Annotated in this window: 13 protein-coding genes, 1 tRNA gene and 2 pseudogenes; 10 read left to right on the forward strand and 6 right to left on the reverse strand. The window is 42.3% G+C overall.

Going from position 1 to position 12,896, the window contains the following annotated elements; translation table 11 throughout:
• Positions 1-2,010, reverse strand: a 2,010-nt coding sequence (locus B9T16_RS19025) for a CHAT domain-containing tetratricopeptide repeat protein (protein ID WP_410245498.1), incomplete at its 3' end; no start/stop codon positions are given.
• Positions 2,011-2,157: 147 nt separating this feature from the next.
• Here B9T16_RS19025 and B9T16_RS19030 point away from each other — a divergent pair.
• The 5 genes from B9T16_RS19030 (at position 2,158) to B9T16_RS19050 (ending at position 5,170) form a co-directional block, all read left to right on the forward strand.
• A complete protein-coding gene (locus B9T16_RS19030) occupies positions 2,158-2,391 on the forward strand; it encodes a hypothetical protein (RefSeq protein WP_014274603.1) in 234 nt (77 codons plus the stop codon).
• The gene (locus B9T16_RS19035; RefSeq protein ID WP_006616339.1) at positions 2,361-3,785 is read left to right on the forward strand and encodes an alanine/glycine:cation symporter family protein; all 1,425 of its coding nucleotides are present in this window, start codon (positions 2,361-2,363) and stop codon (positions 3,783-3,785) included. The genes B9T16_RS19030 and B9T16_RS19035 overlap by 31 nt, the downstream gene beginning before the upstream one ends.
• Before the next feature lie 41 nt (positions 3,786-3,826).
• Positions 3,827-4,612 carry an imidazole glycerol phosphate synthase subunit HisF gene (gene hisF, locus B9T16_RS19040; RefSeq protein WP_006616338.1) on the forward strand — a complete coding sequence of 262 codons (786 nt, stop codon included), beginning with the start codon at positions 3,827-3,829 and terminating at the stop codon, positions 4,610-4,612.
• A 108-nt stretch (positions 4,613-4,720) separates the two neighbouring features.
• Complete coding sequence (locus tag B9T16_RS19045) at positions 4,721-4,933, forward strand: hypothetical protein (protein WP_006616337.1); 213 nt, start codon at positions 4,721-4,723, stop codon at positions 4,931-4,933.
• A 164-nt stretch (positions 4,934-5,097) separates the two neighbouring features.
• Positions 5,098-5,170: transfer RNA gene (locus B9T16_RS19050), tRNA-Ala, on the forward strand.
• Between the two features lie 1,062 nt (positions 5,171-6,232).
• On the opposite strand, the gene B9T16_RS19055 is transcribed toward B9T16_RS19050, so the two are convergent.
• From B9T16_RS19055 to B9T16_RS19075, 5 genes are all read right to left on the reverse strand, one after another.
• Positions 6,233-6,589: a hypothetical protein gene (locus tag B9T16_RS19055; protein WP_410245499.1), complete on the reverse strand. Its 357-nt coding sequence runs from the start codon at positions 6,587-6,589 to the stop codon at positions 6,233-6,235.
• Positions 6,589-6,801, reverse strand: coding sequence for a hypothetical protein (locus B9T16_RS19060; RefSeq protein ID WP_410245500.1), 213 nt, complete (start codon positions 6,799-6,801; stop codon positions 6,589-6,591). Before B9T16_RS19060 ends, B9T16_RS19055 begins: the two co-directional genes overlap by 1 nt.
• Positions 6,802-7,255: 454 nt before the next feature.
• A complete protein-coding gene (locus B9T16_RS19065) occupies positions 7,256-7,837 on the reverse strand; it encodes a hypothetical protein (protein WP_410245501.1) in 582 nt (193 codons plus the stop codon).
• Between the two features lie 40 nt (positions 7,838-7,877).
• Entirely contained in the window at positions 7,878-8,228 is a 351-nt protein-coding gene (locus B9T16_RS19070; protein WP_035737414.1) for a hypothetical protein, read from the reverse strand.
• A 116-nt stretch (positions 8,229-8,344) separates the two neighbouring features.
• On the reverse strand, positions 8,345-8,581 hold the full coding sequence (locus B9T16_RS19075; protein WP_410245502.1) for a hypothetical protein: 237 nt from the start codon (positions 8,579-8,581) through the stop codon (positions 8,345-8,347).
• Positions 8,582-8,821: 240 nt separating this feature from the next.
• Between B9T16_RS19075 and B9T16_RS19080 the strand changes: the two are divergent.
• From B9T16_RS19080 to B9T16_RS19100, 5 genes and pseudogenes are all read left to right on the forward strand, one after another.
• Positions 8,822-9,519, forward strand: a pseudogene (locus B9T16_RS19080) (hypothetical protein); the annotation flags it as partial.
• Positions 9,520-9,560: 41 nt separating this feature from the next.
• A complete protein-coding gene (locus tag B9T16_RS19085) occupies positions 9,561-10,457 on the forward strand; it encodes a hypothetical protein (RefSeq protein WP_410245503.1) in 897 nt (298 codons plus the stop codon).
• A 443-nt stretch (positions 10,458-10,900) separates the two neighbouring features.
• Positions 10,901-11,212, forward strand: a complete 312-nt coding sequence (locus tag B9T16_RS19090; protein WP_006616324.1) for a hypothetical protein — start codon at positions 10,901-10,903, stop codon at positions 11,210-11,212.
• A gap of 228 nt (positions 11,213-11,440) precedes the next feature.
• Positions 11,441-11,686, forward strand: a complete 246-nt coding sequence (locus B9T16_RS19095; RefSeq protein ID WP_006622122.1) for a hypothetical protein — start codon at positions 11,441-11,443, stop codon at positions 11,684-11,686.
• Positions 11,687-12,692: 1,006 nt separating this feature from the next.
• Positions 12,693-12,896, forward strand: a pseudogene (locus B9T16_RS19100) (hypothetical protein); the annotation flags it as partial.

Here is a 12,896-nt window from a genome sequence, read left to right on the forward strand (position 1 = left end):
GCGCTGGCGGTTGCTGGTTTGGCGCTGGCGTTGGGAGACTTGCAGGAATTGACAACTGGGGCTATAGGTGACTCCCAGGGGGAATCTATCGGCGAGATAGTCGGGTTCATCGTCATCCCCCAGGGGTAAGGCGTGGAGGGGGAATAAATGCAACTCCCGATAGGGTACGACAATCAGGCGGCGGTAGGTGGGGGGAATTTGGGCGAGGAGTTGGGGTAATTCCAGGATATCCCGCAGACGGCGCAGGAAGTCATTCAGATGGGTTTCCCAGTCGTCGGAGTGGTGGCGTTGATAGGTGTGGAGATAGGTGTCGCGCAACTCCTGTAATTGCTCCAGGTTTTCCGGGGGGTAAAGATGCACGGAAATTTCCCCGGTTTCGCCACTGACGATAAAGGTATAAATTCCCCGGGGGCTGAGATACCATTCCATCAACAGGGTATCCTTATCCAGCAACTCCTGAATTTTCGAGAATTGGATGGGTTGGACTCGTTGGGTGAGGCTGAAGTTGGGGTCGTAGGTGTTGATGGTTTCCAGGAGTTGGGTTAAGGCCTGTTGCGCCTGTTGGTATTGTTGACGCAGGCTGTCCATGACTTCGGGGGTGAAGCTGGCGGCACTGCTGCCCCGTTGTCCCAGTCCGCCGATGTCCTGATTATCGGGGTTGGTGGGGGTTTCGAGGGTTTCGAGGAGTCGCTGTTTGGCGGTGACTTCCCGACGGAGGCGATCGAGTTGTTGCCGGATTTTTGGGGGAATGTCGCCTTTGGGGTACAGGTCGCGGTTGCTGAGGAGTTCGATGAGGTTGCGGGATTTGCTGCGTTCGACGCTGGCTAAGGCTTTGCCGATATCTTCGGCGTTGATGCAGGCTTGCACGAGTTGGGGATAGAGGTCTAAGGCGGCTTCCCGGCGTTTTTGTTTCTCGCTGTAGGAGTCGGTGAAGCTGCAACGGGTTTCGACGGCTTCAATGGCAGCCTCATAGCCTTCGATGGCGGTTTCCCAGTCTTGGATATCAAAGCCAGTATCGCCCAAATTGCGACCGATATCCAAGGCTTGTAGGGGGAATCGCTCTGGGGGACAAATGGCTAGTCCTTCTCTCCAGGCGGCGATCGCTTCAGGAATTTTATTTAATTGCTGATGGACAAAGGCGAGAGAATTGTAACTGGTTGCCATGCCTTTGCGATCGCCCAATTCGGTTCTCAATTGCAAAGATTGCCGATACAGACGCTCGGCCTCATCCCAGTTGCCCCGATTKCGCTSGATATCTCCCAACACTCCCCAAGAGGTTGCCATGCCSGAGCGATCGCCCAATTCGGTCATCACTTCCAAACATTGCCGATACAGACGCTCSGCCTCATCCCAGTTGCCCCGATTTCGCTGGATATCTCCCAACACTCCCCAAGAGSTTGCCATGCCTKTGCGATCGCCCAATTCGGTCWTCACTTCCAAAYATTGCCGATACAGACGCTCGGCCTCATCCCAGTTGCCCCGATTTCGCTGGATATCTCCCAACACTCCCCAAGAGCTTGCCATGCCTTTGCGATCGCCCAATTCGGTCATCACTTCCAAATATTGCCGATACAGACGCTCCGCCTCATCCCAGTTGCCCCGATTTCGCTGGATAGAACCTAACTGTCCCCAAGATTTGGCGATGCCAGCCTTATCCCCGATTTCGTGATACAAGGCGAGAGACTGTTGCAAAGATTCCCAGGCTTGGGGATATTGACTCAGTTCATACTGTTGGAACCCTTGCTGCAATAGAGCATCTGCTGCCAGTTTGGTGTCTAGCCGAGGTAACTCATAGTCAACCGCTGCGATTTTCCCGGCAAAATTCCGCAACCAGCCTGCATTCCCCTGTCCCTGTTCCGCCATCATTTCTGCGACAGCCCGCATCACCTGCACTAATCCCTCATCCACCAGTTCCGGGTGGTTGCTCAATATCGCCGCTTCCTCCCCACTGTCACAGTCGAGGAGTTCTTGAATCAGGGAGAGATAGGCTTGCAGTTGTTGTTCATCCATAGCCACGCACCGAGTCGGGATAATATCCCCATATTACCTCATCCCTCCAGGATGCAGAACAGACCCTATCGTGTGGGGGCGATCTTCAATTGGCCTGCGATCCGCAATACTAGATAAGGTAAGTATCAAGTATTGGCTAGGGTAACCATGACGGAATTACTCGAAAGTGCGATCGCTCGGTTACAAAGTCCGAGAGTGAGCAGAATGCGATCGCTCCTTCAGCAATGGCTGAATATCATGCTGGTAAAAACCGGGTTTCTTTACCCCCCCAGACTTTCAGAAACCCCGTTTCTTAGGGAAATCTTTTGTGACTGCCCAGCTTTGGCTACCACGGGAGTTATAATTGCCAGATGGATAAATTGCCTAATATATCGATTATAGCTGCCCAGATTCTGGAGATTGTCTACAGAATTATCTTTGTGGAAGTGGGGGGGATACCCTTAATTGTGGTCTGGTTTATGGCGGGTGGTCTGGTTTTCACCCTGTGGATGAGATTTGTTAATCTTAGGGGTTTCACACACGCTATTAAAGTGGTTTTGGGAGTCTATGATAACCCCGAAGATGAGGGGGAAGTTTCCCACTTTCAAGCATTGGCTACGGCTTTATCGGCTACTGTGGGATTAGGAAATATTGCGGGAGTGGCGATCGCTATTGGTTTGGGAGGTCCGGGGGCTGTGGTTTGGATGACTCTGGCGGGTTTTCTGGGAATGAGTAGTAAATTTGTGGAATGTACCCTCGCTCAAAAATACCGCCTCGTTAACCCAGATGGTACGATCGCCGGGGGTCCTATGTATTATCTATCGGCGGGTTTACAGGAGTTGGGACAAAAAAACTTGGGTCGGGTTTTGGCGGCTATGTTTGCTGTTTTGGCGATCGGCGCCGCCTTGGGGAGTTCCAGCATCTTTCAAGCTAATCAGTCTAAGGTCGCGATCGCACGAGTTTTTCCCGTATTCGCCTCTCAGGGGTGGCTCTATGGCTCCGTTTTGGTGCTTTTGGTCGGATTGGTCATTATTGGGGGGATTCGCCGTATAGCTCAAATTACGGCGGTTCTGGTTCCCTTCATGTGTGCTATATATGTAATCGCCGCGCTGTGGGTTCTGCTGGTCAATTGGGCAAAAATTCCTGATGCGATCGCTACTATTTTCGCCTCGGCTTTTGAAGATCAAGCTGTGGTGGTGGGAGGTTTGGCAGCCTTAATTCAAGGGTTTAGAAGGGCGGCTTTTTCTAATGAGGCGGGCTTGGGAATTGCGGCGATCGCTCATGCTGCCGCTCGCACAGATGAACCTATCCGAGAGGGAATAGTCGCCACCCTGGAACCATTAATTGATACCGTCATTATCTGCAATATGACCGCGTTAGTTATCATTATTACGGGAGCCTATAATAACCCCGCCTGGGCGAATTTAGGAGGCGCAGAAATCACATCCGCCGCCTTTGGTTCGGTGATTCATTGGTTCCCTTATGTGTTGGCTGCCGCTTTATTTTGCTTTGCTTTCTCCACGATGATAGCCTGGGGATATTATGGGGAATTGTGTTGGCAATATTTATTAGGACAACGCTGGGCGATTATTTATAAACTCCTATTTTTAACCGCCATATTTTTAGGGGCGATCGTCAATCCTCAAGCGGTGATTAAATTCAGTGATGCCATGTATCTAACCATGTCAATTCCTAATCTATTGGGACTATATTTTCTAGCCCCCACAGTGGCGCGAGATTTGACTGACTATTGGCAAAAATTAACAACATCTAATCAGGTCGCCCAAAACAGTTAAACTATAAAAGGAATTTTTTGCCCCATAATCGAGGAGTTGCTATGCTTGCTAAACGCATTTTACCATGTTTAGATGTTAGAGCCGGTCGGGTGGTCAAGGGTGTCAATTTTGTTAATCTCCAAGACGCTGGCGACCCGGTGGAATTGGCTGCCGCCTATAATGACGCGGGGGCTGATGAATTGGTGTTTCTGGACATTACCGCTACCCATGAAGACCGCGATATCATTATTGATGTGGTCTATCGTACCGCTGAACAGGTGTTTATCCCTTTGACCGTCGGGGGGGGTATCCAAAACTTAGAAATGATTAAAAATTTGTTAAGGGCCGGGGCTGATAAGGTCAGCATTAACTCGGCGGCGGTCCGTGACCCAGATTTAATCAATAAAGCCAGCGATCGCTTTGGTGTTCAGTGTATTGTAGTCGCTATTGATGCCCGTCGGCGCACTGACCCAAATAATCCCGGTTGGGATGTTTTTGTCCGTGGTGGTCGCGAAAATACCGGACTTGATGCGATCGCTTGGGCGAAAGAATTGGCGCAACGAGGCGCGGGAGAACTTCTGGTGACCAGTATGGACGCAGACGGCACACAAGCAGGCTATGACCTGGAATTAACCCGGACTATCGCTGAAAGTGTCGAAATTCCCGTGATTGCCTCTGGGGGCGCGGGAACCTCTCAGCATATCTACGAAGCCTTAACCGAGGGACGCGCGGAGGCGGCTTTATTGGCTTCTCTGTTACATTACGGACAGTTAAGCGTCGCTGAAATCAAATCCTATCTCGCCACTCGCCATATTCCCGTCCGTCCCCACGCACTCCCCCACGTCTAATGGTTTCCCCACGGGAGTTTTACCTAAACAAAAGATTAAATTTTCCGCATTACCGGCTCAGTTACGAAACTCCTGTTAGAATGGAAGAAATGTTACAAAACGTAACTTATGCTGATTTCTATTCTAATAATTGATATAGCTCTGGTAGCCTGGTCTGTACATCTGATGCAGCAAGCGGCTCGATATCGAGAGTCTTCCTTTGTCCTGGCCGGTATATTAGTGGCTATTTCCGCCGTCGCTATGGTTGTGGTTTATTTTCTCATGGGTTCGTGTATCGACCACCTTACCCAAATGTCTCATCATGCTTACTCCTATATGTGATCTGGTGCGATCGTCTACAGTCCCACCTTTAGACCCCGTGGGGCGACCATTACCAGTGGGGGGCGATCGATTTTCCTCCCTTTAGCGCCTAGAGGATATCAAAAAATTTTTGCCAAAATCATTGACTTAACCAATCATCCTGTGATACATTAAAAGATGTCTTTGGGGTTATAGCTCAGTTGGTAGAGCACTGCAATGGCATTGCAGGGGTCAGCGGTTCGAGTCCGCTTAGCTCCATTTCAGTTGAACCCTTATCCTAACGGCGATAACCGGGAAACACTCAACCCGATAGTCGTACCTAATTACTCAGATATTACTCACAATCTAGTCCTAGCACAGGAAAATAATTCTGTCAATAGGATGATTACTCAGTCAACAAGCACAACTTAATTAATCTGTCAAACACTCATACCACCCCCCAACCAAACACCGATAGGGTAACTCCCTTGTGATAGCAGTCAATGGCAAGCCTATCGGTTCGTTCCTCACCATTGACTGCTATCACATCGGTCGCTTCCCTAAGAGTGCTTGTTCTGGTTGGGGGGGAGGTATGTTTCAAAGTCAACATGATAGCCGTAGGTAGCCATAGAAAGGGACTTATTAATTTATCAATGTACAAAGATATTAGGCTGTCTTTCTATGGACTAGACCTATAGGTAAACCTATGTGCGATCGCAAAACCTGAACTATCATCTACCGGAACCAACCCGATACCCCTAAAAAACTTTTCAACTGGGGGAGATTACCGGGATGGGTCGATACCCACATAATTCTCAGCAAGTCTCCAACCTTTATTGGCAATCACCCCGTGCGGAAACCGATACCAACATAATCAGTTCACCCCCCAAATCTTAGCCGTAGGTTGTAGGTAAAGCTATCTGTTGGGGGTAACTTAGTTCTGGGTATTATGTGGACATAATAGGGTGAGCATTCATATAATCTAATTCTCATAATGAGTTCTCATAATGAGAGTAAAAAAATATGCAGACACCCCCTACAGTCAGAAACCATAGGGGGCCATTTAAGTTATTGGGGTAGCTGTTAGGTGTTAGGGCTTACGCCAACCATCATCATCAATATCATCTCTGTTGATTGGGAGATGGGGTGATTGCTTTTTATCTTCTAACTGTTTTTTACCAACTATCTGATCTAACTAATTTTTCAAAAACTCAAACAATATGTCTAACTTTTTATTGTTTAAATCTAGTTTAGACTCAATTATTTTATTGCCTATCAATGAATAAATGCCAAAATAAATAATAACAATTACCACTAATGCAACCTCTAGTATTATTATACTCATTGCATTAATCTCCCAAAATAAAGGGTAAACCATTTAATCCTCTCCCAGGGTTCAAATATTGCGTAAAAATTCCTATATAGTGGTGATTCAATTATTTGATATTCATTTAGCCAAATAGTTTCACGTTTAACCATCATATTCTGCTTAACACCATTGTATGTGTAAAATTTTAACCATCCTGCCATTTTCCAATAAATAGAAACCTGGTCTGCATCAAATAATATCCTCACAAATTTGCTACCTGATATATCTGGCAATCGTTTACTTCCGTGTGCTGTATCATCCTCTTTGATAAAGTATTGGTTGTAAGCTAAAAACCAATTAGTTTCAGATATATCATATTTGTTAGACATTATATCACCTGTTTGATTACATTATCGTTATCCGTGTCACACCATAAATCACCTACACTTAAACCTGTAGGGCTTGTCGGTAAATTACTGATATTACCATTTGTAGATGCTATGGGTTTACCTAGTGGGTCTAATTTTTGAGATAATTCTTGAATCCCTGCTACTAATAATCGAACTAATTGATAATAACTAATAGTTAGATAATCTATCATTTATTATCGAGTTCAGGCTCATTTGTGTGGTCGTTTTTAACCACTTCAACTGCATCCGGTTAGTGCTCTTGAACTTCTTGTGCGATTAAACATATTTTAGTTTATTGTGTAGAAAATCCATTGCTGCTAACTCATTATATTTAAATTTAATTACATTTAATTTTTTTTAAGTAAATTCAAGCTTATTAATACTCTCATTAAAAACTGTTTTAAACCTAATATAATAAGCGCCTTTAACATGATCTCCACTCTCGTTAATAAAAGATACATTTGTGCCTCCTACTCTAAATCTAGTATGTACTCCAGATGATCAAAGAGTTGAGCTCTTTATAAAATATGTCTGCCCGTTATATAATTGTATTGAATATCTATTGTCAGGAGCACCTCGCCAAACACCGCTTTGATGAAAATTAATACCATGATATATAAATACTCTAGGATTATCACCTGCTTCTCATTGCATAGAATAATTCCCCTGATGAGAAAACGCACAGCTATTACTTCCAACTCTACTATTTAGTACTAAAGCCGAACTAGCAGTAGGGCCTATCCGGCGTATATTAAACCCCCTCCAAACATTAAAATCAATAAGCATATTTCCATCAAGAAAACTTTCATTAGTTGCAAAAGTTACTGGATTATTTGTTATGTTAAATGTTTTAATTCCTGTTAAAGTTTGATTTCCTGTAGTTCTTACTACAGTTGAATCTACATTAATTGTTCTATTAGCTGCTAATGTTCCTCCTCCTGATAAACCATCTCCTGCGGTTAATGTAATGTTTGAATGTGTATGCTCTGATGGAGTAAACGTTGTCGGTTTACTTGTAACTTCAGACCAAGTAGGCCACCTTGTTGCGGTAGCAGGCGCACTACTGATGTCGCCCCATATATGACCGTGACCGGATGGCGCGAAATTAGTATTTGAGTCAATAACTGCTTGTATCCGTTCATTAGTTAAATACAGATTAACTTCACCTTCTGGCAAGTCATCGGTTGATTGCCCAAATTTACTAGAGTAAATGTTGAAATTAGTCATAATAAAGATTCCTAAAAAAGGGGGATTATCCCCCAACTATTTAATCTACAGTGACCAGCTCAACCAAGGTCACTGAAATATCAGCAACTGATTCGGCAATAGCTTGTAGTTTACTAGCGCCAATAGTGAGCATAACAGTATCACCCGGCTTCACAGAAAATGCGGCATTAGCTACAGTATTTTTTGTGGGGTCTAAGATTAAATGAACGGGTACATTAGACCGATTTTTGATAAATACATTACGCCCGTTTGTGTTAGCATTTACTGCCACTAATTCGGCAACTGTATTAGCCGTTAAACTAATAGCGGTTGTAACGGGAGTACCCGGTATCTTAGCAGTAATATTGAGAGTGTCTAAATTTAGAGCGCTACTATAAACTGAAAAACTCATAATCACCTACCTCCTAAATAATTCCATTGTAGCCGGTTAGTAAGTGATTGTCTGTTCTAACCCGACAATCTGCGAAACACTATCCTCTGTTATCCCGTAGATACTAGCAGTAGATTTTAACTCGTCATCCCATGCAGTGTTAGGCGGTAGCCATAAACATTGACCTGGTATGCAATTGCTGATGTGTCCATGACTAAACCAAACCCCAACGCCGTGTTCTGTAGGTGTAAGCGATATCTGTAAGTATTGGTGGCGCGGATAAGTGTAGGGGTATTACCTACGGAAATACCAAAATTTTTGGGTTGAGTTAATGATGGTGTTTTGGGTAAGGTATAAAGTTGGTATTCTGCCATACCAAAAATATTAATTTAATCCTTATTGTGCAATTGATTTAAACATCTAGCTTTTCATACAGAATGTGAATCTATAGCTAATCCTTATGTCTGATTGGTAATCAATTCGATTAATAAATTTTCGGTATAGATTCCCCCATAATAAGGGAGTTTTATGATACCTACATTTAACCCGTTTTCTGTTGCTAGGTTCCCATAAAATATCTGTAAGTCTATAGAACCTTGTAACACATCTTGTTTCTTAAACGAATAAACACATTGCCAGAATGGCTAATGTACAGATTTGACATCGATGATGAAAGATGGGGTGAATTTGAAGTTAAAGTAGAGATTGATGATGTCAATCTAATGATAAAAGCAGAAGAAAAAGCCGAAATAAAATTACCTAACTTAGCTGAATAAATTGCTGAAATATTTGGTATGGTCATGGAAATTTCTATCTCTCATCAGGTTACAAAAAACGCTGTTTTAACGGCGTTAYATGAAGCAGGTTTGGCTCACGCGGCAGCCTTTAAAGCTGGTAGTTAAGTATCTAAAATAATTGATTATTTAGAATTTGCTACTGAGAAAAAATACGCAAAAATTAAAACAGCCTTTACTCCAGAAGCTGATAATTTTGAGGAACTACTAGAACCCAATAAAAGCAAGGTTAAGATTACCAACCAGAAGGATGCGAAAGAAACATGACAAACAACATTAAATCAAATTAAAGAAATATTTGCTTACGTGCTCAAGGTACTTTACAGGTGAACAGTAATGACCCAGCCAAAGACATATTAGCCGATTTAACGCGGTTATATGATTCAATGAAAAAACAAGACGATATCAGAGAACAGGAAACCAAGAAAGTACAAGAATTATTGAAAAAAGACTTTCCTGATATCAAGATAGAAACCGAATTGATTGACGGCGATAACCCACTAAGAGGGACTTTGTAATGGTTGCAAGAAGTGCAAGAATGCTAAGGAGTACTCGTAGCTTGTCTAGCCGTCAAACCCGTAGCAGTATAGGTAGGAATGGCGTTAGACAAGTTAATTTAGCCCAGAGAACATCTACTCAAGAGATGGGTTGGTTTGGCACATTATGGGCAAAAGTTACTGGTAAAGTTGTTGAATGGGGCAAAAGTTTTGGAGGTTGGCTATGGGAAGGAATTACTAAGTTTTTATCTAACTTTAGCTTTGAGAAAGTAGCGACATTTATTACCTCTAATTGGGACAGCTTTTGGAATTTTAATTGGAATATTAGCGATAGTGATATTGATAGAAACATCCAAAATATTGCCGGACAATTTATAACCACCACGGCTGGGTTTTTAGGTAATATGGCTGGGAAATTAGTATGTGGTGTTTTACCAGTAGCAGGTCTTGCATTTCTCAATAAAGCGGCCGCTATGCATGTAGCATTAAGCAAGGGGCATGAAATGCTTATGGAAGTATCTACAGCTGTCGGTTCATACGTTAAACAGTCATTTAACATGGCTATGAAAGCAATAGCATGGACGTTATTTAAACACGGTAGACGGGTTGTTAAAATGTTTTTAGATAAAAGTCCTTCAACACTTGCAACGGCTATTGTTTCAATGGTTACTGCTGGTAAAGGAACGATTGAAAAGTGGGGTGACGAAAAAGGTGAAGAATGGAGTTTCGGTAAACAGAGAAGGGAAGCTAGGGAGAAATTACCAGAAAGCTATGACGGAAATATTAACACTATTTGGAACCAAGACAGTTCCGAGGAATTCGGGGATGAGTTTAGCGAGAACTGTAAAGAGGCTATTGTGTTAGTCGCTCAAGGTTTAGATGAATATATGGCATTACAAAGAATAGCAGAAAATAGACAACAACAATTAGTTAACGCGGTTATAAAAAACAATGGATAAAGATTTAGACTAGTGTCAAGCCTGCGTAATTTACCGGAAAACGTAACTAATGCTTGGGCTCAAACTGAAATACTAGGAAATAGAGATATAGGGCAATTTGTAGGGTCAGGTGATTTTCCGGAAATCAGTACGTCAGCTAATCTTAAAATACAGTTAACTTTGGTTTTGTACAACTACGAAAAACCTCCATATTGGACTAAAAATAGGCGGTCAACACTGCAAAAAACTCAAATAGAGTTACCGTCGGTTAGTAGGGATAAAATTACATGGGATAGGTTACAAAGGATATTTACTCAACCCAGTCAGCATTTACTAAAGAAAATATTAAAGTTAATTGCACTATAAATAATGGTAGAAAGTTTGCGTTTTTTATTAATGAATTTAGTAAGAATGAGGCAGAAAATATCTGTCAACAATTAGTTGATTTAACTGACGCTAAAATCGTGTATCCTATTACCTTCGAGGAAAGGAAAGGTTTTGGCGGTAGGGAAAATGCGAAAAGAATCAAAGAGAGCAAAATGTATATCAGTGAAGTGAAAATACTTAACTGGGAATTAATTGATAAATTTGAACAAGCTAAAATCGACTTAGGTGAAAGTAGTGCCTTGGCGATGTATCAAGACCCTAGAAAAACCCAAGTCAAAATTCCTCTACATTTCCAGAGAAAACCTAGTTGGGTTGATAATGCCATACGGAAAGCTACGAGGACATCGTTAGAGTTAAAAACTGGAAATCAACCCCCAACTACAACCTAATCATTCAGTCATATCAGTCACTAACTATCATCCACGATGAAAGAGATTACGAACATACTTAGACATGGTTAAACTGGTAGTTAGCGTAATGTTGGTATTGGTAGCGTACCGTCGCGTTTAACTCAAAAGCTGCTACATATATGTAGCTTCTGTTGAAAGAACCATAGCAGCCACAATCAGCAAATACACTGCTATAGTCTAGGTATTGAATAAAATCAAGGTGAGATTATAGCTACTAAGAAAACGCTAGGTGCTGCGACACTGGAAAACCAATTACTTGAAATTATTGAGCCAACCCAACGAATGCAATCGACTGCAAGTAATAATCCTGATGGTGCAACCGTAGTCACTGCTTATACCCGAAATATGGCTACAGGTCTCGTAACTGTTTCATTGTCAATTCCAACAGACGATGTTTTAGACCCTACTGACGGCAGTATTGATGTAATAGCTACAGAGCTATTTGTTGATTAATAGATATCGGGTAGGCACTAATATCATCGTTTTACCTACCCTGACTTAAATCATGTAGAACAAGAGAGTTATTATGCCTTTAAGCGACGCATTTAACAGAGACAAAGAAGACTGGGTAGAAAAGTTAGCCACAGCCAAAGGCTCACATTTAGGTCGTAGTCTAGTAGTTGAAGTTCCAGTAGATGCAACTTCAAAAATAGGCGTACCTATGCCTATGCTTTGACTCCACGTTTTAAGTGGAGGGTCAGTATCTAATGAACCAACGGCCGTCAGGAACTTAACCATTTGGACACCACCTGTTAGGAATACTTCCACGCCTAATACTAACAGACGTAATATCATAAAAGGCAGTCGGGTAAGAGCATACAAGAAGGCTGAATACACTCGTTTCTTTGTTGAGGCCCCGGTTAATCCTGGCTATTGGCGTAAATACACCCAAACACGGGTAGGCGAAAAAATACTGAGATTTATCAGTATTAAAGCACCTCCTATCGTTTCTGTTAGTGGCTTGTTATATGTATTTGCTCACTATTTTACTATCAAGCCAGCATCATTAAGAACCTATAACAGTATGTTCAGAATTCCTAGCAGCGATGGGCTGGCCCTAGCTAACCTGGGTGAATTAACTGTTGAGAGAAGTGAAGCACCAAACCAAGTACAGGGTGATCTTCCTGCTAATGCTCCTGTTAAGTCACCTGGCAGTAAGAGTCAGAAAAAATAAACCGCCAAAAAGTAGACAAAGAGAATTGACCACTATATAAAAAAATAGTGGTCTTTTGTTTGAGTTGTATGTGGCGATAATTTAAACATTTCACAATTATGGTATAAAGTCAATAATTCTTTTATTTTTTGGGCTTAGATATTTCTGATTTATTTATAAGTATTAATTAGGTTAAAAATAATAATCATAAACAACCAAAAATATCAAAAACAGTGATTTCCAACTCAATAACTCAATCGTATTTTTTAAAAATGATTTTGTCAATGAGTTGAAAATAACTGACAGATGCGTAAAAACCAAAATACATTAGTAGACCAAAATACCGCTATTTACCAGATTGACAAAGACAGCGTAAAAACCAAGGATACACATGGACTCTCACCTAGTGAATATCTGGCAATCTTAAAAAGGTTCAGCAACTTTGCCGGATTTCTTGACCAGGTAGTTCCTTATCTGCCATATCCCAAAACATCACCTATCTACACATTA

Source organism: Arthrospira sp. PCC 8006, from assembly GCF_046480465.1.
GTDB lineage: Bacteria > Cyanobacteriota > Cyanobacteriia > Cyanobacteriales > Microcoleaceae > Limnospira > Limnospira platensis.